This is a genomic window from Roseofilum halophilum BLCC-M91 (assembly GCF_030068445.1).
Classification (GTDB): domain Bacteria; phylum Cyanobacteriota; class Cyanobacteriia; order Cyanobacteriales; family Desertifilaceae; genus Roseofilum; species Roseofilum halophilum.
Map to the genome: position 1 here is coordinate 46,390 of NZ_JAQPOK010000090.1, position 26,669 is coordinate 73,058.

The window sequence follows — 26,669 nt, forward strand, 5'->3', positions numbered from 1 at the left end:
TCTCTCAATCCGCCGTAACCCACCATTTTAGGGTTGTCAAGGCAGTAGTGCCATGACACAGCTAAAATAGTGCATTAGCGTAGGGTGGGTTAGGCGGCTAAAACATAGACTCTGACAGCAATCTATCAATCCGCCGTAACCCACCATTTTAGGGTTGTCAAGGCAGTAGGGTGCGTTAGCGACAGCGTAACGCACCAACTGCTGAGGCAAAAGAAACCGGGTTTCTGCCCAAGTTGTGGACACCAACCACAGATACGCAAGAAACCCGGTTTCTAAAACCTCGTGGGGGGGGGAATTACAGCGTTTTTCGATGTTATGAGGTACAGTAATCGAAATGTTCCTTGAGAGTGTTGTCCCATGAAAAGCCTGAAGAATGGGCACGCATAGCGTAAAAAATGGTTTTCCCTTCTGCCCATTACCCATTACCGATTACCGCGCGAAGCGCTGTAAGTCCCTCTCCCGTGGGAGAGGGATATAGGGAGAGGGCAGCCCGATTGCGCTACACTCAAGCTATCCCCCCCAATTGTTAATTGTTCATTATTCATTGTTAATTGTGACATGGAACGCATCCCTGCCTACCTGAACCTAATCCAAGAACTGCTCACCTGTCCCAGGGGTGAAGAAGCGCAACGGCTCAATGACAACCGCGAGTTGCTGGATCGGGACTTTTTGCTCACCTGCGGACAGATAGCGCAACAGATGCAGGAGGAGGGGAGGGAAAATGAGGCCCGGTTTCTGCTCGACCTGGTGCAACAGTTGGCACAAGCGCTAGACCTGGAGGGGGGAGAAGGAGGAGCAAACGTCACCGAGCAAGAGTATTTAAGTTTTCTGATGCAAGTGTTGCAAGCCACAGCAGAGAGCAACGGAGATGCAGCAGTCGTTCATCCGCTCTTGCAACAGAACTTAGAGAAATTAGACTTGAACTTGGCCCAGATCTTGAAAGCTTGGGCTACAGAAAGACTAGAAACCGCAACTTCCTCAGAGCGGGAATTTATTGCCAATGTTCTCTATTACTTTAATCTGATCGTCTCTAGCTTTCGCTATGGCAGCAGAGCCAACAACATCGAAATTGCCATCGCTTGTCTAGAGATATTCTTGCAAGTTTTTACGCGCCAAGACGCTCCAGAGTATTGGGCGATCGCCCAAAATAGTTTAGGAAACAAATACTCCGATCGCCTGCGGGGAGAGCGTGCCCAGAACCTGGAGCGGGCGATCGCCTGTTATGAAGCGGCTTTAGAAGTGAGAACCCGCAGCGCCTTCCCCCAAAACCATGTCGAAACCCTCTTTAACCTCGGCCTCGCCTATCGGGACGCTTCCCAACCCCAACAAGCCTATGACAGCTTTGCCGCCGCCATTGACACCCTAGAGAGCATCCGCAGCGCCATCATCATCGGCGGCGAGGCCGACAAACAGAAACTGGCGGAAGAATGGCAGAAACTCTACCGCAACATGATCGAAGTCTGCCTAGACCTGGACAACCCCAGCGCCGCCCTGGAATATGCCGAGCGCAGCAAAGCCAGAAACCTCGTAGACCTGATCGCCGCCACCCGCCTCAAACCCGAAACCCTCCCCCAAGAAGTCTGGGAGCGCTACAACCAGCTCTATCAACAGTGGTGGCAGCTCCAGCAGCAAACCAACGGCAGCAGCCCCCAGGCTTCCAGCCCCGACGACAGCCGCAGCCTCCAGGTCTCGGTCTCCCCTAGCGCCGTTCCCTCCCCCTCCCTCACCCAGCTCCGTCAACAGCTCGACGACTTCATCGCCACCGAAATCACCCCCCACGACCCCAAATTCCGCTTTGGGCAATCTGTCCAACCCATCCGCTACCGAGAAATTCAGGCCCTAGTCCCTGCCCACACCGCCCTGATCGAATGGTACTTTACCTCCCAAGGCATCCACGCCTTCATCGTCACCCCCGAAGCCCAACAGCCCACCCTCTTCTCCACCGACAGCAGCGCCGTCGATGCCCTAGAACAGTTAAAAGATGAGTATTTAACCGATTATCTCCACCGCGATAACCACTGGCGACAAACCCTCCCCACCTACCTCCACCGGTTAGCCCACCTCCTGCAACTCCCTAACCTCCTCTCCCACATCCCCCCCGACTGCCAACACCTGATCCTCGTCCCCTACCGCTACCTCCACCTCTTCCCCCTCCACGCCCTACCCATCCCCTCCCCCGTAGGAGAGGGAGCAGGAGAAAAAGACACCCCCTCGCCCGTGGGAGAGGGGGCAGGGGGAGAGGGCATCCCCTCCCCCGTGGGAGAGGGGGCAGGGGGAGAGGGCATCCTGAGCGACCAATTCCCCCAAGGCATCCGCTACATCCCCAGTAGCCAAATCCTGCAACTCTCCCTCTCCGAAACTCTCCCACAACCCACAGATAAATCCCTCTTTGCCATCCAAAACCCCACCCGCGACCTCACCTTTGCCCAGATTGAAGTCGAAGCCATTCAAAGCGCCTTCAACCCTGCCACCGTCCTCCCTGGCAAAGCTGCCCATAAAACCGCCTTCACCCAAGCCACTCCCCAATTCAAAACCCTCCAGTTTGCCCATTTCTCCTGTCACGGCTTCTTCAACTTCAGCAACCCCCGCCATTCCGGACTCATCCTCGCCAACGCCCAACTCCCCGCAACTCCCACCCCCGAAAAAGGTCTCGCCGTCATCCGCTCCCGACGGGGCAACTTCAACGTCGCCGAATGCCTCACCGTCCCCGAAATCTTTAATCTGCGCTTACCCCAATGTCGGCTGGTTACCCTCTCTGCCTGCGAAACCGGCATCACCGACATCGCCACCACCAGCGACGAATATATCAGCATTCTCGCCGGATTTTTCTTTGCCGGTGCGCGGAACGTCCTAGGCACACTCTGGGCAGTCAATGACCTCTCTACCGCCATTTTCATGATTCGCTTCTACGAAACCCTCTTGACCCAACCCCAACCCCCCGTTGCCCTCTCCCTCAAACACACCCAAGAGTGGATGCGCTCCCTAACCTGCGCCGATTTGGTAAACTGGATTAGCACCTGTTCCCTCATGCCCGAAGCCCATAAACCCTCCATACAACAACGATTCTCCCTCGGCTTCAAACCTCACTATCAACCCTATCAATCCCCCTACCACTGGGCCGCCTTTTACGCCGTAGGCCAATAATCGGGAATGGGGGAATGGGGGAATGGGGGAGTGGGGAAGACACGGAGACACGGAGACACGGGGACGCGGAGAATGAGGGAATGGGGGAATGGGGGAATGGGGAAGACACGGGGACACGGGGACGCGGAGAATGAGATAATTCTTCATTGTTAATTGTTAATTGTTAATTGTTAATTGTTCAAATGATTACTCCCAAAGAAATGATCGCCAAATTCTTCCAAGTCTGGGCAACCAACCCGGATGATATCTTTACCACCTCCGGAGCCATTGCCGGTTTAGAAAAACTAGAAGAAATGATGCCCAAACTCGCATCGGAATCGGATGAGGTACTCATGCAACGGTTAATGGCATGGTGTTCCGATTATCCGCAACTGACGGAGAAAATCTTGGAAAGCCCACCGCGCAAGTTGTCCGAAGAAAATAACGAACCCCCGCCAGATACTGAAGATAATAGTATCGCCAACCGCTTTCCGAAAACCTCTAAAGTCCTGGAGGAGAGAAGCCGGAATAATGAACAATGAACAATGAATAATGAACAATTGTCATTGCGACCGCAGGGAAGCAATCGCCGAGTTTACCGAGATGATCGAGATTGCTTCATTCCACTGCGTTCCATTCGCAATGACTGATCGTCACTGACTTATATAAAAAATCTATCTCAATGAAACATCCGCCAGAACCGAATCCAGATGCTTTTCTCTTAGCCCCTAATCTCTATTTATGGGCGTATCAACTTGCGGATAAAAAAACGGATGCAACCTTTTGGAACGCCGCCAACCTCCTATTATCTCGCTTTGGCAAAACTCTAGAGATTACGGAGCGCGAAAAAAGCCGCGTTTTACTAGCTCAAGGTTCTTCTATTGGCTTCAAACTCCAAGATTCCCCAGAGATTAGTGGCTATCTTCAACCCTTGAAACTTAAAGATAGCTATGCTGTCCGTGCCAATCTCGGCTATGATGATGAACAGGATGCCCTCGATCGCGTGGATGTTCAGCAACTGTCAGCCCTCCAATTCAACTGGGTTCCACCCCAGGAAAATTTCCTAGGACAAACCCTGCTCGTCACAGCCTATTTAAGTCGGGTGAATCAACAGCGCGATCTAAAAAAACTTCGGAATTTAGCAGATCACTGCTATCAGGTTTTATTCACCCAATCCCCCCAATTTTGTCGCCAAGGAACACTGTTTGGTAGCCCCATTTTTGAATATAACCCCACTTCTGAAGATGACACCGCGCCCCATGTCCTGATTTGGTTGTTTCGAGATGAAGAAGCCCAGGATAAAATTAATACTTGCATGAGTTATTTTACCGATCTGCTGTTCTATCGAGCCAAAATTGTTAAAGCCTTTCAAAACAGTCGCTCGATGTACGATCAACTTGATCGAGCTTACAATATTCTAGAAACCAAGCTCGACAACTTACAGAAAGAACTGGATCGCCACAATGATGCCAGTCGTGATGATTATTTGGAGTCGTTCAAAACCAGCTTGAAATATTTTGCCCAGGAGTCTCTCCCCTACACGCGCAACTTGGGAAAACTGGAAGATTTTAAGAAGACTATTGCAATAAATGTTTACAATTACAATGAGCAAGTTGCACAAATTTGTGATAGACTAGGACTTGATAAGGAAGAACTATCATTTATCCAACAGTTTAGCGACAATAAGGGGCAACACTTCGATCGCCAAATTGAAGCAGATTTAGGCTATTTTAATAACGGGATAGATTTGTTTAATACAGCGATCGCCTCCATCCGAGGAACAGTAGAAATCGACCAAGCAGAGAGCGATCGCAACCTAGAGCATCAGATCCAAACCTTTGGGAGTGCCATTGCCGTGGGTGCGATCGTTGCCTCCACCTCCACCCTCATCTTCCAGGAACCCTGGACATTGCCCTGGCAAGAGCATCATGGCGATCGCCCCCATCCCTTTATTATCGCCCTTCTGGTGAGCTTTGCCTTCGCTCTATTAGCCTGGGGTGGCGTAAAACTGTTAATCTGGTGCAGTGCTAGGAGGCGATCAGGTCGCAAAAACCCTTAACAAGTGTTCTGTGAAGAGCGTCGTCAAGTTTATGAGCGATCGCATCATCGTCATGAATCGCGGTAAAGTAGAAGGAATCGAGAGAAATGGCGATCGCCAAAATCCAGACAAGCAGCTCTCTAAATCATCAAACGAAATCCTAATAGGAGCAGATCATGTCATTAGCCATTAAAGATTTGGTAGAGATGGTAGAGCCTTTACCCGATGAAATCCAACAACAAATCGTCGCTCATGTGCGCGAGTATATTGCCGATTTACAGGATGAAAAACAGTGGGATGAGTCCTTTCGTCGCACCCAATCCGCCTTAGTTGCAGCCGCACGACAAGCGAAACAAGAACGGGCTGCGGGAAAAGCGACAAAAATGGATTATGAGCAGTTATGAAATCTGAGGTTCTGCCTTCATTTTGGCAGCAGTATCGTCAGCTTAATCATGAAGTTCGAGAACGTACTCGCAAGGCCTATCGGCTATGGGCGGACAATCCCTTTCATCCCTCTCTCCATTTTAAGTGTATTAACTCAGAGGAGGAGATTTGGTCAGTACGAGTGACGCGCAATTATCGAGTTTTGGGATTCAAGGAAAACGATACAGTAACCTGGTTTTGGATTGGCAATCATGATGATTATGAACGCTTCTTTGGCTAACCTAGTTATCTGATATAAAGAGCGATCGCAACCGAAAGACAGAAATAAGGAATAGGGAGGCCCAAAAATTCCTCCTTACTCCTCACTCCTGAGACTCAACCAAAGATATTTTCCGAACGATAATCAGCTTCCGGTTCGGCAGCAAAGGGAGCATCCGTTTTACCCTTAGCTCTAGCTTTCGCCTTTGATGCACTGCGCTTGAGCGCTTGCAAACGGGCTTCATAGCGGCTGCGTTGGCGTTTTTTCGGGTTTTGTTCAATTAAGATCTTTAAGGCACTACCGAGACTCTTGTAGGCATTGGGTAGGGTATAGCCAAAACGGGTGGCTAAGGCGATCGCCTTTTCATCCGCTTGAATGGCTTCGTGTAAAGTCTTTTCAGGGTTATTTTTCTGATAGAGGCGATAACCGGAAACGCCACATAACGCCAGAGCGAGCAGAAGCAACAAGCCATCTTGTACCCAAAGCTCTCCCACTGCGCCCCCTAAACCAATGGCTAGGGCTGCCATTTCCCAGCCATCTTTGGGAATCGTATCATTCTGAATCCGCCCCACTTCATGCCAAAAGAGAAGATTGCGTTGGTCGATCGCCAGTTGATCCCATTTGGCTAAATCAATCTGAATTTCCACTTCATCATTGCCAATTTCTTCGGATCGCACCAAGGGAGGGTTCATTTCTGTTGCCACCTCTACGATCACCCAACTTTGCAGTTCTGGCGGCAATAAGCCTTTTAAGCGGCGCAGTTCGTTCATTTCTGCTCTCGCAGAGGAGGTTGCATAGGATTTCATATCGCTTGCCCTAGAATCTGACAAAACAAGTAGGTCGTCTTATGTCGAGTATATCTTGGACGCTGGCTGAATGGGTTTTTATTTCTCATTTGCTACTGATGACTGAACTTAAGACTCGCACTCACTAAAGCAAACAAGGGCCCCGTTTGTTCTGTACCATTGACGGCGAGATCGCTATGGCACAGATAAACTCGCTCTTCTGCGCGACTGAGTAAATCGAGTAAGATGCGTCTGAGTCGTTCTTCATCGGCTTCTTGAGTCTGTTCTACTGTCCAAGGTTTACCTAAACGGTGCTGTAAAAACAGGGGCGCGGCCCATAAATTAGCGGCTCCCCCTTTCAGCCAGAGGGGAGAGCTGGCATCGAGCCAAAAGTGCCATCGGTGGGACAGACGACTGGAACGGTATTGGAAAATGGTGGCCAGGGTGACGGTGTTGGCTTTGGGGCCGGTGGGTCGCACGGGGTAGGGGTTGGCGGCGATCGCCCCTTGGCGCAGGAGCTGGATGAATTGCTTGAGGGGGGAGTGCTGGGGATGCAAGCGATGATGGATCTGCCAATAGTGATGGGCCGTTTCCATCAGTTCCCGGATGGCGGCTAGTTGGTCGTAGGGCAGGGTATGGGTGAGGAAAAACCGGGTAATGGCGCGATCGAGGAAGATGAGGGGAGTGGTGAGTAGGCGTTCTGAGTGTTCTTGTTTTTGATTCTCAATCCAGGTTCTAATTTGATTGTAGGCGGTGCTGGGACGATAGCCTAAGCGATCCCATCGGTCAAAGACTTCCATGGGGAGTAGGTGGGGACGATCGGGGTCGGGAACATAGCAGTAATCGGCGATCAAACCGGCTCGCACGGGGTCAATCCAATAGGGGGGCGGTTGGTTGGGTTGGGCGGTTCCCAGGAGGGGATGGCTGAGGATAATTAGCATTTCGGCGATCGCCTCTCGGTTCACCAGTCGCCCTAAACCGGGATACACCAAGGTTAGCAGGGTAAGCAGAGCGCGAATGAGGGGGGAGGCGATCAGGGGGCGCTGTTCGTTCAGGGGACGCAGGGGAATATCGGCTCGATCCAGGAGATGGAGCAGGGTATAGCGGGCGATGTCGTCTAAACCGGGGGCGATGATGGCGATGTCTTGGGGGGGGATGTGTTGGTTCTGAACGGCATCGATGATGGTTTCGGCGGTTTGCCGTAGAAGTTGCGATCGCGAGACGGTTTGCAAAGATTGGATCGATTCGGGAGGCAGTCGCACGGGTTGGGCGAATAGGGGGTTAATGACTTGTTCGATTTGGTCGAGGTCTAGAGTTCTCGCTAGTCCTTGGTTGGGGCGATTTCCCAGATCTTCAATCTGGCAACGCTGGGCAATTTGGCCCATGTACTGGGGGTCAGCATTTAAGCCAATGCGAATCGCCCCCTCTCGGTTGTAGGTGAATAGACAGGGGCGCTCATGCTCCAGAAATAGCTCGAACAAATAGCGCATGATGGCGGGGTATTCGTCTACATCATCGGCGCAGAGGCTCTGATAGCGTTCTAGGAGATAGGTTTGGTAGTGGCGATCGCCGATCAGATATTGTCCATACAGATCCAGCGCCAGTCCGTAGGTGAGAAGGCCATGGGTTAAGCACCAACTGCGCCATTGCTTGAGCGCCACGCCGATGTTATCCCAAATATCCGGAGTTTTGGCCCAGCTTCCCAGTTCTCCCTCTTCCAGAATTGTGGGAATATCGGCGATCGCCACACCACTGGCAGCCCCTAGGGCCCAGGTATCCAACAGTTGCCGTACCAACCGCACGGGAGACACCCCTTCTAAACTTAAGGCTCCCCGCTCTAAATCCTCTTGCCATAGGGCTTGGGCTAATTCTTGCTCGGTTTCGGGCCGCAGACGCACCGGAAACTGGGATTCGATCGCCAGGTGCTGCATTAATTGGGGCCAAAAGAGACTGACTTGATTGAGGCAAAAGCCTAGGGGAGTGGTGGTTTGGCTCAACAATCCCCCGCGAGGGGGGTCTAAGCGAGTGAGGCGATCGTCCAAATCTAGACGATTATCCCCCGTTGCCGCGAACACCAGAATCATCGGGTTAGCCGTATAGCCAGCATCCCATTCCGACCAGACTTGCTCGCCGATATACTCAACCAGGCGACGGGTTTTACCACTACGGGACGGCCCCACGATCCAAAAGGAATTGAAAGACACGCTACACGAGTTAGAAGACATTTGTTGACATCCTCCCCTGCCTAAAGGCGAGGGGATTCCTAAACCTCACGATTTAGGTTTCTGTTTCATAGCAGTTGCCTTCACAGATTTACTCTGTTCCGGTCTTACACTCGCTCCGCAGACTGACACGGCAAGCCCTGCCGCCTTATGTGTTGAAATCTCAAAGAAGAAATCTTGATTTACTTTGTTGATTCAAGGGTTGGACTGCCCATTGCCCCATCCTCTTTTCCCGGTCTACCGATTTTTCTGCGCCGTTGCGGATTCCGCAAACTTTGAAGTTAGGCTTTCTGTTTCCATCGTCGCGGGTGGGTCGACCAACTTTATTATACCGCAAAGCCGTCCTAAAAGGACGGGGTTTTCAACCCATTTTTCTGATAAGATACGATTCATAGCGCCAGGCGCTGGTAATTGAACTCCATTTTCTCTGAATTTCCTGGAATCACATGGCTAAAGGCTCTCCCTGGCAAAAGTTGCAATCTTCCTTTCGCGTTCTCAATCGCTGGTTTTGGCAAACCCCCGATCGCGCCTTAGATGATGCCTACGAAGCTGTGCTGAAAATTCAGGCGATCGAAGATGAATACTTTGGCGGACAAAAGATTGTTCCTAATTCTCCCCAATATAATAGCACAGTTCAGTCTTATTTTAAGCAAGAACTGACTAACAACTTAAACGCCGCTCGCATTCGATTATCTGAATTCAATACCAGCCGCTTTTTCGTCAACTCTTCCTCTCGAAAACTCGCCAATAGCCTGTGGCAATCCAGCAGCATCAATCTCGACAAAAATCCCATTGAAGACTCCCAACTTACCCTAGAGAAACTCACCACCATCGATCGAGTCTTAACTCGATACGGTTCCCAACCCTCATCCGATTCTAAAGCCGTCATTCCCGTCGATCAATCTCAATCCCTCACTGTACCCAAATCCAAATCTTCTCAATCCAATCGCTCCAAATCCCTACCACCACCGACGGTCGAAGAAATCACCAACGCCGAAACCATTTCCGATCAATCCAGCTTTCTGCCCCGCACTATTTTAGGGACATTCAAACGAGTTCAAAAAGAACTCGATCCCAAAACCGAAGAAGAATTAATGAATCGGTTTCGGATCTCCAAATTCAAGACAATTATTTCCCTAAGATTTATTTTACTGGCGTTTCTGATCCCCCTATTAACCCAACAAATTGCCAGCAACTTCATCGTCGGGCCAATTGTCGATAAATTCAAAGATCGGGAGCAAATCTCCGTATTTTTGAATGAGGACATGGAAGCCGAAGCCTTCATGGAGTTAGAGAAATTTGAAAGCCAAATCAAATTTGAAATGCTCATTGGCGAGCTACCAGAAATGACTCCAGAAGAGGTACGAAAAGAACTGCATCATAAAGCCGAAGAAATCAAAGAAGAGTTCAAAACGCACAGTTCCGACGCAGTAAAAAACGTTTTTTCTGACTTTTTTGCCTTTGTCGCCTTTGGCTGGGTTGTTTATACCAGTAAGCGAGAAATTACCGTTCTTAAATCATTCATGGATGACCTAATTTACGGCTTAAGTGATAGTGCCAAAGCCTTTATTATTATCCTCTTTACCGATATGTTCGTTGGGTTCCACTCTCCCCACGGTTGGGAAGTCATTCTCGAAGGCTTATCCCGGCATTTTGGACTTCCCGAAAGTCGAGAATTTATTTTCCTTTTCATTGCCACCTTTCCCGTTATTCTAGATACCGTCTTTAAGTATTGGATTTTCCGCTACCTAAACCGTATTTCTCCCTCCTCTGTTGCCACCTATAAAGAAATGAATGAATAAAGCGCACCGTATTAGATACCGTATGAGATAAAGCTCCATTTTCCAAAAATTGCCGTACTTGCATGTTGCACCTCTGAGACCTGGGTTTCCATTTCCTGTTGTTTAGCGTAGAATTCAGGAAGCGATAGAAGATAACTTTGAATTTTGAAGTTTTAATGGTTATGACCCATTCTACAGATATTGTTACCCTAGCCCGTTGGATGGCCGCTGACTTTAGTAATCAAGAGCAAGCTTTTGAAAATCCGCCCTTTTTTGCCCATATTCGCGTTTGTATGCGTCCACTACCTTTCGATCTGATGGGCAATATTAGTTTATATCTAGAGCAAGCCTACGATCTAGATGTCACTCAACCCTATCGCACCCGTATTCTGAACTTTGTCCTTAAGGAGAATCACATTGAAGTCGAAAATCATAAAGTTCTCGATGAACAAGAGTTTTATGGTGCATCTCGACAACCCGATCGCCTCCAGAAATTGACCGCAGACCGGATCGAAAAACTGCCCGGATGTACCTTCCAAGTGCAATGGACGGGCCATAGTTTCAAAGCCACAGTCGAACCGGGAAAAGGTTGTGTAGTGGTTCGTAACGGTAAAACGACTTATCTGGACAGCGAATTTGAAGTCAGTCCACAAGGACTGATTAGTTTAGATCGCGGACGTGACCTAGAAACCGATGAAAGGGTTTGGGGTTCCATTGCTGGCCCCTTCGAGTTTGTCCGTTGGGAAAACTTTGCCGATGAAGTACAAAGTCAATAGGAAATGACTCGCCCCTTTCTTCAACATGCCCGAACTCAAATATGCCCTTGTCCATGAATGGTTAACCCCCTTAGCCACGGGGGGATCTGAACTGGTGGTTAAAGAGATTCTCAAACATATTGACGCGGATCTGTATGCTCTGATTGACTTTGAATCCACGAACCCCGAAAGTTATCTCTATCAGCGCCAGATTGGAACCACGTTTTTACAGCACTTTCCCTTTGCCCGTCGAGGGGTACAAAACTATCTGCCTCTGCTGCCCTTGGCGATCGAACAACTGGATTTAGGCGAGTATGATATTATCCTCTCCTCTTCCCATGCAGTCGCCAAAGGAGTCCTCACCCGTCCCGGACAACTGCACCTATGCTATTGCCATACTCCCATGCGCTATGGCTGGGATTTGACCTTTGACTATCTGAGGCAGAGCAAACTAGGCCGGGGTATACCCGGTTGGGTCAGTCGCTATATCCTCCACAAAATGAGGCTATGGGACGTGATATCGGCCAATCGGGTGGATCGGTTCATTGCCAACTCCAAGCATACTGCCAGGCGAATTTGGCGCTGCTATCGCCGTCAAGCAGAAGTGATTTACCCTCCTATCGATATCGATCGCTTTCCGTTTCAAGCCAAAAAACAGGATTTTTATGTCACCGTCTGCCGTTTGGTGAGCTACAAGCAAGTACGGCTCATGGTGGAGGCCTTTAACCAGTTGGGTCGGCATCTGGTAGTTATTGGTACAGGGCCTCAACGGGAGGAACTCGAAGAGATGGCCAAACCCAATATTGAGTTTCTGGGGTTTCAGTCCAATGAAGTGGTGAATCAATACATGAGTGAGGCTAAAGCCTTTGTGTATGCCGCTTGTGAAGACTTTGGCATGGCTATTGTCGAAGCACAAGCCTGTGGGACTCCCGTCATTGCCTATGGAGAAGGAGGCGCTTTAGAAACGGTTCGCGATTTTCGGACTCACCCAGAGGGCGCAACCGGGTTATTATTCCCTCAGCAAACCCCAGAATCGTTGATGGAAGTGGTGGAACAGTTTGAGGAATTGGGGCGATCGCCCTTTAACCCCGAACAAATTCATACCCATTCGACCCAGTTTCACCCGAAAGTCTTTGAAGAGCGTTATAGTGATCTACTCAAACGGGCTTATCAAGACTTACAACAGTTCTGATGGGCAAGTTCTGATGGGTATAACTTTCCCAGCCCCGATCCCTAACTTCAGAATAATTGGAATCAAATTCTTCTGATTCGGGGTCAGTGGCTTTATGATTAGGTGTGTGTGGTGTGAAATAGAGGAGTACGATGACTGCTGAGAGTCAATTTATCTCTGGCAAGACTGCTCGGATCTATGTCAAGCGCGGATTTCGTCCTCAACGATTTAGAGCGAGACATCAAGGTCTATCCATCAGTCTCAACGGAGAGTTTTTTAAACGGGCCTTCGATATTTTCTTCTCGCTGGCTGTTCTCGTCTTGTTTTCCCCGGTTTATCTTGTTCTAACCCTGTTGATTATACTGAACTCTCAGGGTTCTGTATTTTACATACAAGAGCGTGTGGGAAAAGATTACAAACTGTTTAAGTGTATCAAATTTAGAACCATGATTCCCAATGCGGATCGGGTTCTCTCCGAGATGATGGCCGCTTCTCCCCAGATGCGGGAAGAGTTTGAGACTAACTTTAAGCTAAAACACGATCCGCGTATAACCTGGATTGGTAAGTTTCTCCGAGTCACTAGCTTGGATGAATTTCCCCAATTCTGGAATGTCCTTAAGGGAGATATGAGCGTTGTTGGCCCCCGTCCCCTGGTTCCGGAAGAACTGCACAAGTATGGTAAACATATTGACAAAGTGTTAACCATTAAGCCGGGAATCACGGGGCTGTGGCAGGTATCAGGACGCAATGATATTCCCTACCCTCGGAGAATTCAAATTGACCTGTACTATGTAAATTTCAAGAATTTTTGGATGGATCTGTGGATTGTGATTAAAACCATTGGGGTGGTCATTTTCCCCAAAGGAAATGGAGCTTACTAATACAGCGCAAAGCGCGGTAATAGGTCATGGGTAATAGGTAATGGGACAATCTTTGCTCTCTGACAAGTCCCCATATATGATTAATGCCTGCCCTATACTACCCATACTAAAGTAAACGGCTCTAAAACCGGCTCTAAGAGATAGGGAGTTCAGAAATAACCTGGACTCCCTATTTATTGGGGGTTGGGAACGGATCGATCCGGTTATAGAATTAGAAAATAGGAAAAAGGAAAACTGAGATCGCCTAAGACCCAAGGACTAGGTGTTAAGCTAGATTGGGCATTTTCTGAATGCTCATAGGTTTTAGGGTCGGCATCAGGTACGATTAAACTCTAATTTATACGACGCAAGGAAAATTACCGATGACACAACGTAAGCGATCGCTGATTACAGGAATTACCGGTCAAGATGGTTCCTATCTGAGTGAATTCTTACTCGAAAAGGGGTATGAAGTCCACGGAATCATTCGCCGCAGTTCTAGCTTCAACACCGATCGCATCGATCACATTTATATCGATCCCCATGAAGAAAAAGCCAGATTTTTCCTCCACTATGGCGATCTCACCGACGGCACAACCCTACGCCGGATCTTAGAAGAAATTGAACCCCAGGAAGTCTATAACTTAGGCGCTCAATCCCACGTGCGCGTCAGCTTCGACTCCCCCGAATATACGGTTGATACCGTCGCCATGGGAACCCTACGACTCCTAGAAGCCATTCGCGATTACCAACATCGTACCGGCAATCAGGTCAGATTCTACCAAGCCGGATCGTCGGAGATGTTTGGGAAAGTCCAAGAAGTGCCGCAAAAAGAAACCACCCCCTTCTATCCCCGTAGTCCCTACTCCTGCGCCAAAGTCTATGCCCATTGGCAAACTATCAACTACCGGGAATCCTACGATCTCTTTGCCTGTAACGGCATCCTGTTTAACCATGAATCCCCCCGTCGGGGAGAAACCTTTGTCACCCGTAAAATCACCCGTGCCGTTGCTCGGATTACAGCCGGACTGCAAAAGAAAATCTATCTGGGGAACTTAGACGCAAAACGGGATTGGGGCTACGCCAAAGACTATGTACGCGCCATGTGGCTGATGCTTCAGCAAGAGCAACCGGATGATTATGTAGTCGCCACCAATGAAACCCACTCCATTCGCGAATTTCTCGATATTGCCTTTACCCATGTAGGCTTAACCTGGCAAGATTATGTGGAGTTTGACGAGCGCTATCTGCGTCCTGCGGAAGTAGATTTACTCATTGGTGACCCCAGCAAAACCAAAGAAAAACTGGGTTGGGAACCCTCCGTTACCTTCGAGGAGCTAGTAAAATTAATGGTGGACTCAGATCGAGAAGCGCTAGAGAAAACCAAACAGTTGGGCAATGGATTTGACTAAGGCAGATTGAGGAAAAAAGATGACCACCATAGAATTGCAGGATAAGCGGATTTTGGTCACGGGGGGCGCGGGGTTTCTCGGTCGTCAGGTGATCGAGCAGCTTCAGTCAGCAGGGGCGAATCCTGAGCAGATTACCATTGTGCGATCGCGCGATCGCGATCTGCGGCAAATGAGTGCCTGCGAGCAAGTTGTGCAAAATCAAGATATCATCATCCACCTGGCTGCCCATGTGGGGGGAATTGGTCTCAACCGGGAAAAACCGGCAGAACTGTTCTACGATAACTTGATGATGGGAACCCAGCTCATCCATGCAGCTTACCAAGCGGGTATCCAAAAGTTTGTTTGTGTGGGAACCATCTGCGCCTACCCGAAATTTACCCCCGTTCCCTTCAAAGAAGAAGACCTTTGGAACGGTTATCCCGAAGAAACCAATGCCCCCTATGGCATTGCCAAAAAAGCTCTCCTGGTTCAACTCCAATCCTATCGGCAACAATATGGATTTAATGGTATTTTCCTCTTGCCGGTAAACTTATACGGGCCAGAAGATAACTTTAATCCCAGCAGTTCCCATGTGATTCCTGCCTTAATTCGCAAAGTCCACGAAGCTCAACAACGGGGAGATGCAACCCTTCTCGCTTGGGGAGATGGCTCGCCGAGTCGGGAGTTTCTCTATTCCACCGATGCAGCACGGGGCATTGTGATGGCCACTCAGAAGTACAATGACTCTGAGCCGGTGAATTTAGGAACCGGTTACGAAATCACCATCCGCGATTTAGTGGAACTGATTTGTGAGTTAATGGACTTTAAGGGCGAAATTGTCTGGCAAACGGATAAGCCGAATGGTCAACCGCGCCGATGTTTGGACACCCAACGGGCAAAGGACTGGTTTGGGTTTACGGCGAATATGGAGTTTCGCGAAGGACTGAAACGAACGATTGACTGGTATCGCACCCATGGGGAAGTTGAGTAATTAGTGTTTCTCGATCCCCCCTTTCATGTCGGTGACAGCCGAAACCCCCCTTAAAAAGCAGGGGGTTTTCATTCTCCCCAGAAAAATATCAAGGTGGGGGATGGGGGGATAGGGAGATGGGGAGATAGGGGGATTAATTTACCCATTACCCATTACCCATTACCCATTACCAGCCCAAAGCGCTATATCGTTTTGATTTAAGGCAAAATACTATGAATCCTTTCTTAAAAAATGTGGTCACCTTAACCGCTCTGGCGGCTGTAGTCGATGGTTCTGCTAATGATGAAGAAAAGCAATTGATTGTCGATCGCCTGGCCCATAAACTGGAAGTGACTCCAGATTTGGTTCATGAGGAACTCGATCGGGCGATCGCTAATGTGCAAGATGCGGCCAATAACCCTACCCTGGCGCTCCAGTTAGCCTACAAAGCCCTACGCACGCTCCCCTTCCATCAACAAACCTTCGCTTTTGATGTGGCCAAAGAAGTCATTGATGTTAATGGTATAGAACCTGATGAAAGTAAGTTTATTTGGGCCTTGTTTCGGTTAGTCTTCCCCGAATCATCAGGAGAAGTTTAGTCGGCAGACCTTCTAGGGTCTTATAAACTGGAGAAAGTTTGAGTATGAGAGACCAACTAAGATGAGTAATGGGTTTGTGGCATCTGATTATCCTAATCTGTCGGCTACAGAAAAAGCGAATTTAAGCCAAGCAGTTAATTATAGTCACCTGGGATCGATCGCCCAAATCTGGCCGATCGCCGCCGAGAAATTTGGCGATATTGTCGCTCTGGAAGATATCCATAGCAAACAGAAGATTACCCTCACCTATCGCCAAATGTACGAGCAGATGCAACAAGTGGCGATCGCCCTGCAACAACTGGGGGTGAATTCCGGCGATCGCATCGCCCTGTTTGCCGATAATAGCCCGCGCTGGTTTGTAGTGGATCAAGGGATCATGATGGCTGGAGCAGCCAATGCCGTTCGCTCTTCCCAGGCAGATATTGAAGAACTGCTCTATATTCTCCAAGATAGCGGCAGCAGTTTCCTAATCGTCGAAAACCTCAAAACCCTGGATAAACTCGCTCCTCGCTTAGACTCGATAACCCTACAAGCAATTATCCTCCTCAGCGATGAAGAGCCACCACAATCTTCTGGCGATGCGCCCCTGTATCTCAATTTTGGGCAATTGTGTAACCGCGCCCAAGGGCAATCCTATCAACCCGTAGAACACAATCCCAAGCAGTTAGCTACCCTGATCTATACCTCCGGAACCACGGGCAAACCCAAGGGGGCGATGCTCTCCCATGGTAATCTGCTTTATCAAATCAATACCTTCCCAGTCGTTTTAGCTCCCGATCCGGGGGAGCGCATCTTGAGCATTCTTCCCTCTTGGCATGTGTACGAGCGCACCATTGAATACTATCTGCTCTCCCAAGGTTGTTCCCAACGATACACCAGTATTCGTCACTTCAAACAAGACCTCAAGAGCTACAAACCCCATTACATGATTGGTGTGCCTCGGTTGTGGGAATCCATTTATGAAGGCATTCAGAAAGAATTCCGAGAACAGCCCCAAAATCGGCAAAAATTAATTCAAACCTTTCTAGGCATTTCCGATCAATATGTCAGCGCCAAACGGATTCAGGAACAACTAGAGCTAGAGAACCTCAGCCCCTCTGCTTCTGACAAGCTCTCTGCTACAGTAAAGGCGGGGCTGCTGGCTCCTTTACACTATTTAGGCGATCGCCTGATTTATCAGAAAGTGCGACAAGCCACAGGCGGACAGATGAAACGGGTGATTAGTGGGGGCGGTTCCCTGGCCAAACATATCGATAAATTCTTTGAGATGATTAACTTTGAAATTTTAGTCGGTTATGGTCTCACAGAAACCTCTCCCGTACTTACCGCTCGGCGGTGCGATCGCAATTTACGCGGATCGTCGGGTTTACCCCTACCCGGAACCGAAATCCGAATTATCAGTCCAGACACACGCCAACCCCTTCCCCAAGGCGAAACAGGGGTAATTGTGGCCAGAGGCCCCCAAATTATGCAAGGCTATTATGGCAATATCCAAGCCACCGCCAAAGCCATTGATGCCGATGGATGGTTTGATACCGGAGATTTAGGCTTCCTGACTCCAGAGGGACAATTGGTGATTACCGGACGGGCAAAAGATACCATTGTCTTGACCAATGGAGAAAACATCGAACCCCAACCCATTGAGGACGCTTGTATCCGTAGTGTGTATATCGATCAAATGATGCTAGTCGGACAAGATCGGCGATCGCTCGGAGCCTTAATTGTCCCCAACCTCGAGAGCCTAGAAAGCTGGGTCAAAGACCATCATGCCAATGCTGCGGGAATTGCCGAAACCCTCGACGATGGCAGCTTCAAGCTCAACCTTGAGCATCCGGCCATTGAAGACCTATTCCGAGGCGAACTCAACCGGGAAGTCAAAAATCGTCCAGGGTATCGCCCCGATGACCGCATTGGCCCCTTCCGTTTGATTACCGAACCCTTCTCCATCGACAATGGCATGATGACCCAAACCTTGAAAATTAAACGTCCCATTGTGAAAGAACAGTATCGCGATATGATTAACGGGATGTTCACTTAATCATCGTAGAAACAGGATCGCCTGTTTTTGACCCTCAATTGCACTGGACTTACAGAGAGTGAATTTGCTAAACATGGATACTCAAAACCTGCTGCTCAAACGACCCGTTCGGATTAAAGTGATTGTGACTCCTCGATGGAAGGAAGAAGTCCAAGAACAACTCCAAAACCAGCTCAACCAAATGGATGGACAAATCCAACAGGTAGAGGTGCAGGGCCAAAGCATGATTACGAACATGCAAAATCAAAATCCCCAACAGATTCCCCAGATTCAAGCTCAGTTGAATCAGAAGAAAAATGAGTTACTGCAACAAAAAAATCAATTCCTGAACCAACTGAGTCAGGTACAAACCCTAGAGTTAGACAAGGAAGTCGATCAAGGCCAAATGGATAGCTTCTTTACCATTACCCCAGGAGAAAACCTGATCCAGAAAATGCAGGTAGAAATCGTTCTCCGAGATGGGGTAGTCGAGGAAATTCGAGGTCAGATTTAGCCTAGAACACGGCAAAAGGCAATAGGTAAGAGGCAAAAGGCAATAGGGAAAAACGTTTTTTCCGATTACCCCATTACCCATTACCCATTACCCATTACCCATTACCCATTACCACATTAATTTTTTAAGGATAACAGCGCCATGATTCATGAAGTTTTCATGCCTGCCCTCAGTTCCACCATGACTGAAGGGAAAATTGTCTCTTGGGAAAAATCCCCAGGGGACAAAATCGAAAAAGGAGAAACCGTCGTTATTGTCGAGTCTGATAAGGCAGACATGGACGTAGAAGCCTTCTATGAAGGCTACCTCGCCACCATTATTGTAGACGCAGGTGGAGTTGCGCCAGTAGGAGATGCGATCGCCTTAATCGCCGAAACCGAAGCCGAAATTGAAACCGCCAAACAACAGGCCAGCAGCTCCACCTCCTCCAGTCCAGCTCCCAGCCCAGCTCCATCTCCAGCCCCTGCTCCCGCGCCAACGGCTGCTGCTCCAGCCCCTAGCCCCGCGCCCGCAGCCCAGCCCGCTCGTCGTAACGGCCGTACCATCGCTTCCCCCCGTGCCCGGAAACTAGCCAAAGAATTCAAAGTAGATTTAGCCACCTTAGTGGGCAGTGGCCCCCATGGACGCATTGTGGCCCAAGATGTGGAAGCCGCAGCCGGGACTCCCAGCTCTGCCCCTTCTGCACCCGCCTCTGCTCCGAAGCCCATCTCTACACCTGCCCCCACTCCCAAACCGGCAGTTACCCCCGGTCAGGTTGTAGGTTTAAATACCTTACAACAGGCAGTAGTCCGCAATATGGTGGCCAGCCTAAGTGTGCCCACATTCCATGTGGCCTACACCATGACCACCGATAAACTCGATGCCCTCTATAAACAAATTAAGTCTAAGGGAGTCACCATGACTGCCCTGCTCGCTAAAGCAGTCGCAGTAGTTCTGGCCAAACATCCCCTCGTCAATGCTGCCTATACCGAGCAAGGTATTCAATATCCATCGGGTATTAATGTTTCCGTAGCCGTAGCCATGGATGATGGTGGGTTAATTACTCCCGTGCTACAAAATGCCGATCAAATCGATATTTATTCCCTCTCACGCACTTGGAAAGATTTGGTCGCCCGCTCGCGTACCAAACAATTACAACCCGAAGAATACAATAGCGGAACCTTCACCCTTTCCAATTTAGGCATGTTTGGTGTAGACCAATTTGACGCTATTTTGCCTCCTGGTCAAGGGTCAATTCTCGCCATTGGCGCATCCAAACCCCAAGTTGTTGCCATGGACAATGGTTTAATGGGTGTGCGCCGACAAATGAAGGTGAACATTACCTGCGATCATCGCATTATTTACGGTGCTGATGCAGCCGCTTTCCTCAAAGATTTGGCAGATTTAATTGAAAATAATCCTGAATCTTTGACACTTTAGAACTGGGATATCCTCAAATAGGAACAAGGGGGACAGCAAAAGTCCCCCTTTTTAAGCAGGGGGTATCTTTGAGCGCTATATAGGGCTTTGCGCTAGGGAATAGGGAATAGTATACAACCGATCTAAGAACGAGTCGCTTCTAAAATACGAGAGTAATAAAACCGAGTTTTCGTCATCGCATTCCGTTCCACCTTAAAGCCATATTTCTCTAAACTAGCAATCACATCCTTTTCCTTATGCATATAAGCGCGAGTCGTCTTAGACGGGCCTGGGAAAAAGCTACCAATCTTCTTCAAAATTGCCAAAGCACAAGTTTTCGGAGCAAAACTGAGAATTACCCGTGATTTTGCCAAAGAGCAGAGATGACCAATCATTTCATCTGCCTTTTCATGGGGATAATGAATCAGCACATCCAGGCAAATTACGCTATGATATTCACCTTCAAGTTGCTCCAAATCTTGGGCATTAAACTGGATATTATCCAAATTCTTTAACGCATCTTGAGCGCGGGTTTGTGCTTCACCCACCATTTTTTCTGAGATATCACTGGCAAACACCTGAGCGCCAGCTTGAGCCAAGGGAATACTGAGGCTACCGACTCCACACCCAGCATCACAGATGGACAGTTCACTGAGGTTATTATCCGCTTTTAACCAGTCTAGAACAGTATCGACGGTTTGTTGATGGCCCTTACGGATATCAAGTTGAACGCGGTTCACTTCATCTGTACCGTAAATTTTGCGCCATCGGTCAAAACCAGTTTGGTTAAAGTAGTCTTTGACGATGGTCTTATCGTCTACTAGGGTTTTCTCTTCTGCCAGGGTCATAGGAATTACAGGACGTTTTACACAGGATGGGAAAGTCTCTAATTTTCCAGCATACCATGATTGGGCTACGGTTTCTCCGAGCAAAAATTGGTCGTTTTCAATCCTTGAGGTTCAAATTAATAAAAATGTCAACAAAATTCATAAAAATTCATAAAAATTCACAGAAAATGGTAATCTCTTACTCTTCACAAAATCCTCACATTTTAATGACATTCTAACTAATATGTATGCTTTGAGCCATCTTTATGATTGATTGGGCATCTCTACAGGACGATGCTGGTAAAATAAGCATAGAGCAAAGCATCCGTAAACTGATCCCTGAGATCCAAAACAGGAGTTATGGTTATGAAACAGATCTTAATCGTTGATGATTCCCAAACCATGCGTAAAATGGTGAAAGTCTCTTTACGAGATTTACAGGATGTGAATTTTGATGAGGCGGGTAATGGTCTAGAAGCCATTGAAAAAATGAAAGTTAGCCCCTTTGATTTAATGATTTTAGACCTCAATATGCCCGATATGCACGGCTTAGATGTTCTCAAATTTGTGTTGGAGAATCATCAATATAAATCCACTCCAATTGTCATCTTAACCACCAAAGGAGATGAAGAAAGCCGCAAAGAAGCTTTAGATGCGGGAGCCAAATGCTATCTCACTAAACCGTTCCAACCTAAACCCTTGTCCGATCAAATCCACGATTTATTGCAATAAGCGATCGCCCTCTGGCCAGATAGTAACACTCTGGGGAACAAAAGCGTTCCTAAAAAGTAGAACCCAGTGAAAACAAGGATCTTAACTGCTTGTGTCTAATTCCCTTGACAATGACAATCTATTTAGTGAGTTTCTAGACGACTACTTTGTTGAATGTGAAGAACATTTGACTTCTGTTCGCCAAGGCTTGCTGTCCTTAGAATCCTACATCACTGCGTCAGAGTCTAGCCCTAAAAATACAGTGGACATGGAACTGCTGAATCAATTATTTCGCAGTTTTCATACCCTCAAAGGCTTATCCGGCATGGTTGGCGTAGAACAAGCTGAAGCATTAGCACACCATTTGGAAAACTATCTGCGGCTACTGCGAGATCGAGAAACTCCCCTATCAGAAGCTGGATTTGATACCTTGATGATGGGAACCAAAACCTTAGAAGAAGTGATTCATGCCTATCGTCAAAAACAACCAAGTCCAGACATGACGGCAATTCTCGATCGGATTAATGGGTTAGTCAGTCAACCGGAATCCCAGGAAACGGAAAACCAGGAGAGTCTCCCCAAAAAAGCGGGGAATATTATCAGCTCTACCTTAGAGCTGCCAGGGAATATATCCCAAGAAGTCCAAGACCTGATCGGCCAAGGTTTTTCAGTATGGCGCTTTGTTTTTTCACCCGATGCCGATTTAACCGCCCAAGGCATTAATGTGAATCGTGTTCGCGGGCATTTAAACGAAAAAGCACAAGTGATTCATGCCTCTCCCCGAATGATCAATGGGCAAGATATTTGCTTTGATTTTTTGGTCGCCAGTCCAGCCAATCCCCAAGAATGGGTTGAGCAAACAGAAGGGTTGACCTGGGAGTTATACTTATCGCCCCCAGAAGTGCCAGAAGCTCCGGCCACACCAGTAACACCAGTAACACCAGTAACGCCTTCTGCGCCTCCTTCTGTGGTGCGTGTTGAGTTATCTAAACTCGACGATTTGATCGCTAGAGTGGGGGATTTAGTGATTACCCGCGCTCGGTTAGAAGAGTTGGTTAAGTCGATCGCCACCCACTCTAGTGCAGAAAATGGAAATGGCAAATCCACGATCGCGCGATCGCTCCAACATCTCAACCTTACCCTAGAGCGACAACTGCGAGACTTACGGGAAGATGTGATGCGAGTGCGCCTGGTTCCCATCGGCGAAATCTTCGCCCGAATGCAATTCGTCGTCCGAGATCTGGCACGCGAAGGCGGTAAATCCACCACCCTAGAGATTATCGGCGCAGAAACCGAAATCGATAAACTCGTAGTCGAGCGGATGATGGACCCCTTGCTGCATATGGTTCGCAACGCCATCAGTCATGGCATCGAACCCGAAGCCGATCGCATTGCCCAAGGCAAGCCCCCCCAAGGTAAAATCACCTTAAAAGCCAGAACCTCTGGGGAAATGGTCACCGCGATCATCGAAGACGATGGTCGGGGAATAGATTGGCAGCAGATCCTAGAACGGGGGAAAGCCAAAGGACTCTTGAATCCATCTGAAGATGACCCCTTGCATTCCGAGTCTATCCCCTTAAGCTACCGCAATCGCATTCTGCTCGACTTATTATGCGCTCCTGGATTTTCCACCAAAGACGAAGCCGACTTAACCAGTGGACGGGGAGTGGGTATGGCTGTCGTCAACAGTACCCTACAAGAATTAGGAGGTGTCCTCGAAGTCAGTAGCGAGCTAGGACAAGGAACCCAGTTTATCATTCAACTGCCTTTAACGTTGGCGATCGCCAACGCCTTAATCATTCAAGTTGGTGACCAAATCTATGCCATTCCCCAAAACGCCGTCCGGGAAGTCATCGAAGTGGGTTTGACTGACATCATTGACCACCATCAACTGCTCAATTACCGCCAGCAAGCCATTCCCTTACTCAATCTCTACTCAATTTTCGGCTTAACCGCCCCCCCCTCAACAACCCTGAAAGTCGTCATCGTCGGTCGAGGAGATATGGGAGACCATTTCCATACCACGGGCAACCTAATTGCCCTTATCGTAGATAACCTACTGGGTTTACGAGAAATCGTGATTCGCCCCCTGACCGACCCCCTGGTACGGGTTCGTGGCATTAGCGGGGCGACCGAACTTGGCGATGGGCGCATTGTCCTGATTCTAGACATCCTCGGCTTAATTAGCGATGACACATCCCATCCCTGGCACGATAATGCTCCCCTTTCTGTGTCTTAAGAACCTATGATCAACGCTTCTCCTGCTCATCCTCAAACCCCTGAAATCACCCTACCGTTCATTCTCTTTGAACTGGCCGGAACCACCTATGGTATTGTTTCGCACCAAGTTCAACAGATCGAAATGGTCGATCAAATCACCCCCGTTCCCAATGCGGCCCCCTTTGTAGAAGGTGTCGTCTTTTGTCGTTCCCAGGTGATTCCGGCGATCAATCTGCGTATCCGTTTAGGATTTGAGCGCCAACCCTACGATCTGCTCACCCGCCTGATTGTCATCCATACCCAATCCTCTTCCTCGCAGAGTGACCCCAAGCAACCTGCTCACCCAACCGAAAAGATAACAGAAGGCGATCGCGCCAGGGATGGTTCCCATTATCGCCGGGTGGGTTTGATTGTCGATAGTGCCAGAGAATTCATCGCTATTGGCCAAGACTTAATCCAACCCCCTCCAGAAGGACTATCAGGAGTCAATAGTCAATACTTATCCGGCATCATCACCTTAGACCAGAGAGTTATTCTCATTTTAGATATAGAAAAAATCATTGAAACATGAACCTTAAGAGTAACTACCCATAAGGGTGGAGATTACCTATTCCCTATTCTCTAAACGGAGGTAAACATGGCTAAAAGCAAACCCAACAAAAAAAACATCCCTTCCCCTTCCTCAATTTCCCTTCAAGCAGCCTCACAAATCCAGAAGATCGCCCAAGAAATCACCTCTGGAATGAAACAACATAACCAGCGCTTTATAGACACTACCAGCGCGATCGTAGAAATGGGAAAATCCCTAGAAGAAAGCGCCCAGCAAACCAATGAGGTTGCCCAGTCCACAGAGGAAGTGGTGTCCGGAATTAATGAAATGGCCGCCTCCATTGAAGAAGTCACCGCCAGTAGTACCGAAGTCGCTACCGGATTGAACCAAATTAACACCTCCATCAAAGACAGCAATACATCCACCCAATCCGTAGCTGCCAATACTCAAGAAATGGCGGCATCAGCGACCCAGGTCAGTGCCTCCATCAACCAAGTGGTCGGTAACATTAGAGGATTGACCAGCGATACCGAAAATCTAGCCGCCTCCGTCAATCAAACCGCCGCCTCCATTGAAGAAATGGGCGGTTCCATTCAAGGAGTAGCCGAAAACTCCGACGACCTGACAGCCGCAGCCGAAGAAACCACCGCCTCCATTAATGAAATGGCAGCTTCCATTGAGGAAGTATCTGCCACCACCGAGAATGTAAGCGCCACCGTAGAAGAAGTTTCTGGAGCGATTCAAGAGATGGCTGCCTCCATTGAAGGAGTGGCCCAAAATAGTCAACGCATCACCCAAGCGGCAACCACAGCCCAAAAGAATTCCGAAGATCTCGAAGAGTCCATTCGTTCGGTGACGGACTTAAGCCGAAAAGCCGATGACATTACCCAGCGAGTGCGCCAAGATGCCGAAGAAGGCGGAGCCACCGTAGAAAAGGCGATTCAGGGTTTAACGCGGGTACGCCAATCTATGGTTAACACGGCTGATGTAATTCGAGATATGGGCGATCGCACCTATGAAATTAGTTCCATCGTCGATACCATTAACCTAATCGCCGAACGCACCAATTTATTATCCCTAAACGCCTCCATTGAAGCCGCCAGAGCCGGAGAAGCCGGGCGCGGGTTCGCCGTCGTAGCCGAAGAAATCCGCAATCTAGCCGATCGCGCCGCCACCGCCACCTCAGACATTGCCGCCATTATCAAAAGCCTACAGTCCGTCGTCCAAGATGCCGTCAAAACCTCAGAAGAAGGCTTAAGGGTAACCGAAGACAGCAGCCGTTTAGCCGAAGAAGGGGTAGCAGGATTGGGCAAAATCCTCTCCGGCGTAGAAGAAACCACTCATTTAGTCAGTGAAATTGCCAACTCTTCCCAGAAGCAGAGCCACTTAGGGCGACAGGTAGTTGATTCCATTAATACCACAGCCCTACAAGCCAAAGAAGTGGCCGGTGCGACCAGCGAGCAATCGAAGGCAGCCATCTCAATTGTGCAATCCACCGAACACATGCGGCAAATTACCAAACAGGTCACCAAGGCCATGAACGAACAGGCCAAAGCAGCCAGAGAAGTGATTAAAGCCGCGCAAAACACCAGTCATCTGGCTGGGCAAGTGCGAAAAGCAACCTCAGAGCAAGCCCGTGGAGCCTCCCAAGTGATGCAGGCGGTCGAGAGTATGCGGCGCGGCATGTCCAGTACCTATAAAGTCTTAGCCGAACAATCCCAAGGAGCCGATCAGATCCAAAAAGAAATGGACAGGCTATCGCGCTTCATTAACAGTATTAGTGAATCCATGAAAGGGCAATCGGAAAACGTACAACAAATTACCAATGCCATTGACAGTATGCGATCGCAATCCGATCAGGTAGCCAAAGCCATGGGCGAACAGGCCAGAGCTGTGCGCGATATGACTCAAACCACAGAAAACATCGCCAAACAAGTCAACTTGCTTGCCCAAGCCAATCAGGAACACGACCGTAGCTCCAAAAAATTAGCCCAAATGTTACAAACCATGGGAGACTCTGGCGAAAGTACCTTAGAATCTCTCGAAGCCATTCACACCTTAACCGCCCAACTGTTCGCGACCTAATCAGCCCTC

General features: G+C 48.8%; 23 protein-coding genes. 20 read left to right on the plus strand and 3 right to left on the minus strand.

Features of this window, described 5'->3' with window-relative positions:
* Positions 1 to 558: 558 nt before the first annotated feature.
* The 6 genes from PJF56_RS12430 (at position 559) to PJF56_RS12455 (ending at position 5,825) form a co-directional block, all read left to right on the plus strand.
* The gene (locus tag PJF56_RS12430; RefSeq protein WP_283762995.1) at positions 559 to 3,144 is read left to right on the plus strand and encodes a CHAT domain-containing protein; all 2,586 of its coding nucleotides are present in this window, start codon (positions 559 to 561) and stop codon (positions 3,142 to 3,144) included.
* A gap of 182 nt (positions 3,145 to 3,326) precedes the next feature.
* Positions 3,327 to 3,665, plus strand: a complete 339-nt coding sequence (locus PJF56_RS12435) for a hypothetical protein (protein ID WP_283762996.1) — start codon at positions 3,327 to 3,329, stop codon at positions 3,663 to 3,665.
* 140 nt (positions 3,666 to 3,805) lie between these two features.
* On the plus strand, positions 3,806 to 5,182 hold the full coding sequence (locus tag PJF56_RS12440) for a hypothetical protein (protein WP_283762997.1): 1,377 nt from the start codon (positions 3,806 to 3,808) through the stop codon (positions 5,180 to 5,182).
* Positions 5,183 to 5,192: 10 nt separating this feature from the next.
* A complete protein-coding gene (locus tag PJF56_RS12445) occupies positions 5,193 to 5,354 on the plus strand; it encodes a hypothetical protein (protein WP_283762998.1) in 162 nt (53 codons plus the stop codon).
* The gene (locus PJF56_RS12450; protein ID WP_283762999.1) at positions 5,338 to 5,565 is read left to right on the plus strand and encodes a hypothetical protein; all 228 of its coding nucleotides are present in this window, start codon (positions 5,338 to 5,340) and stop codon (positions 5,563 to 5,565) included. The genes PJF56_RS12445 and PJF56_RS12450 overlap by 17 nt, the downstream gene beginning before the upstream one ends.
* Positions 5,562 to 5,825 carry a type II toxin-antitoxin system RelE family toxin gene (locus PJF56_RS12455; protein ID WP_283755893.1) on the plus strand — a complete coding sequence of 88 codons (264 nt, stop codon included), beginning with the start codon at positions 5,562 to 5,564 and terminating at the stop codon, positions 5,823 to 5,825. Before PJF56_RS12450 ends, PJF56_RS12455 begins: the two co-directional genes overlap by 4 nt.
* 95 nt (positions 5,826 to 5,920) lie before the next feature.
* On the opposite strand, the gene PJF56_RS12460 is transcribed toward PJF56_RS12455, so the two are convergent.
* Both PJF56_RS12460 and PJF56_RS12465 read right to left on the minus strand, forming a co-directional pair.
* On the minus strand, positions 5,921 to 6,610 hold the full coding sequence (locus tag PJF56_RS12460) for a DUF3318 domain-containing protein (RefSeq protein ID WP_283763000.1): 690 nt from the start codon (positions 6,608 to 6,610) through the stop codon (positions 5,921 to 5,923).
* Positions 6,611 to 6,702: 92 nt separating this feature from the next.
* The gene (locus PJF56_RS12465; protein WP_283763001.1) at positions 6,703 to 8,814 is read right to left on the minus strand and encodes a PD-(D/E)XK nuclease family protein; all 2,112 of its coding nucleotides are present in this window, start codon (positions 8,812 to 8,814) and stop codon (positions 6,703 to 6,705) included.
* A 443-nt stretch (positions 8,815 to 9,257) separates the two neighbouring features.
* Between PJF56_RS12465 and PJF56_RS12470 the strand changes: the two genes are divergently transcribed.
* The 10 genes from PJF56_RS12470 (at position 9,258) to PJF56_RS12515 (ending at position 20,288) form a co-directional block, all read left to right on the plus strand.
* Entirely contained in the window at positions 9,258 to 10,613 is a 1,356-nt protein-coding gene (locus tag PJF56_RS12470) for a proton extrusion protein PcxA (RefSeq protein WP_283763002.1), read from the plus strand.
* A gap of 161 nt (positions 10,614 to 10,774) precedes the next feature.
* On the plus strand, positions 10,775 to 11,368 hold the full coding sequence (locus PJF56_RS12475; protein WP_283763003.1) for a chromophore lyase CpcT/CpeT: 594 nt from the start codon (positions 10,775 to 10,777) through the stop codon (positions 11,366 to 11,368).
* A gap of 25 nt (positions 11,369 to 11,393) precedes the next feature.
* Positions 11,394 to 12,539 (plus strand): glycosyltransferase, encoded by a 1,146-nt coding sequence (locus tag PJF56_RS12480; protein ID WP_283763004.1) that lies wholly within the window; start codon positions 11,394 to 11,396, stop codon positions 12,537 to 12,539.
* A 131-nt stretch (positions 12,540 to 12,670) separates the two neighbouring features.
* Positions 12,671 to 13,399, plus strand: a complete 729-nt coding sequence (locus PJF56_RS12485) for an undecaprenyl-phosphate galactose phosphotransferase family protein (RefSeq protein ID WP_283763005.1) — start codon at positions 12,671 to 12,673, stop codon at positions 13,397 to 13,399.
* Positions 13,400 to 13,761: 362 nt separating this feature from the next.
* Positions 13,762 to 14,790: a GDP-mannose 4,6-dehydratase gene (gene gmd, locus PJF56_RS12490; protein WP_283763006.1), complete on the plus strand. Its 1,029-nt coding sequence runs from the start codon at positions 13,762 to 13,764 to the stop codon at positions 14,788 to 14,790.
* A 19-nt stretch (positions 14,791 to 14,809) separates the two neighbouring features.
* Positions 14,810 to 15,760 carry a GDP-L-fucose synthase family protein gene (locus tag PJF56_RS12495; protein ID WP_283763007.1) on the plus strand — a complete coding sequence of 317 codons (951 nt, stop codon included), beginning with the start codon at positions 14,810 to 14,812 and terminating at the stop codon, positions 15,758 to 15,760.
* A gap of 212 nt (positions 15,761 to 15,972) precedes the next feature.
* On the plus strand, positions 15,973 to 16,338 hold the full coding sequence (locus PJF56_RS12500) for a tellurite resistance TerB family protein (RefSeq protein ID WP_283763008.1): 366 nt from the start codon (positions 15,973 to 15,975) through the stop codon (positions 16,336 to 16,338).
* A 61-nt stretch (positions 16,339 to 16,399) separates the two neighbouring features.
* Positions 16,400 to 18,376: an AMP-dependent synthetase/ligase gene (locus tag PJF56_RS12505; RefSeq protein ID WP_347179533.1), complete on the plus strand. Its 1,977-nt coding sequence runs from the start codon at positions 16,400 to 16,402 to the stop codon at positions 18,374 to 18,376.
* 73 nt (positions 18,377 to 18,449) lie between these two features.
* The gene (locus tag PJF56_RS12510; RefSeq protein WP_283763010.1) at positions 18,450 to 18,869 is read left to right on the plus strand and encodes a YlqD family protein; all 420 of its coding nucleotides are present in this window, start codon (positions 18,450 to 18,452) and stop codon (positions 18,867 to 18,869) included.
* A gap of 141 nt (positions 18,870 to 19,010) precedes the next feature.
* Positions 19,011 to 20,288, plus strand: coding sequence for a dihydrolipoamide acetyltransferase family protein (locus tag PJF56_RS12515; RefSeq protein WP_283763011.1), 1,278 nt, complete (start codon positions 19,011 to 19,013; stop codon positions 20,286 to 20,288).
* 122 nt (positions 20,289 to 20,410) lie between these two features.
* On the opposite strand, the gene bchM is transcribed toward PJF56_RS12515, so the two are convergent.
* Positions 20,411 to 21,115, minus strand: coding sequence for a magnesium protoporphyrin IX methyltransferase (bchM, locus tag PJF56_RS12520; RefSeq protein ID WP_283763012.1), 705 nt, complete (start codon positions 21,113 to 21,115; stop codon positions 20,411 to 20,413).
* Positions 21,116 to 21,460: 345 nt separating this feature from the next.
* On the opposite strand from bchM, the gene PJF56_RS12525 reads away from it, so the two are divergent.
* The 4 genes from PJF56_RS12525 (at position 21,461) to PJF56_RS12540 (ending at position 26,660) form a co-directional block, all read left to right on the plus strand.
* Positions 21,461 to 21,826 carry a response regulator gene (locus tag PJF56_RS12525; protein WP_283763013.1) on the plus strand — a complete coding sequence of 122 codons (366 nt, stop codon included), beginning with the start codon at positions 21,461 to 21,463 and terminating at the stop codon, positions 21,824 to 21,826.
* A 91-nt stretch (positions 21,827 to 21,917) separates the two neighbouring features.
* Complete coding sequence (locus PJF56_RS12530) at positions 21,918 to 24,044, plus strand: chemotaxis protein CheA (protein WP_283763014.1); 2,127 nt, start codon at positions 21,918 to 21,920, stop codon at positions 24,042 to 24,044.
* 6 nt (positions 24,045 to 24,050) lie between these two features.
* Positions 24,051 to 24,596 (plus strand): chemotaxis protein CheW, encoded by a 546-nt coding sequence (locus PJF56_RS12535; protein ID WP_283763015.1) that lies wholly within the window; start codon positions 24,051 to 24,053, stop codon positions 24,594 to 24,596.
* 66 nt (positions 24,597 to 24,662) lie between these two features.
* Positions 24,663 to 26,660, plus strand: coding sequence for a methyl-accepting chemotaxis protein (locus PJF56_RS12540; RefSeq protein ID WP_283763016.1), 1,998 nt, complete (start codon positions 24,663 to 24,665; stop codon positions 26,658 to 26,660).
* The last annotated feature ends 9 nt before the right edge of the window (positions 26,661 to 26,669 follow it).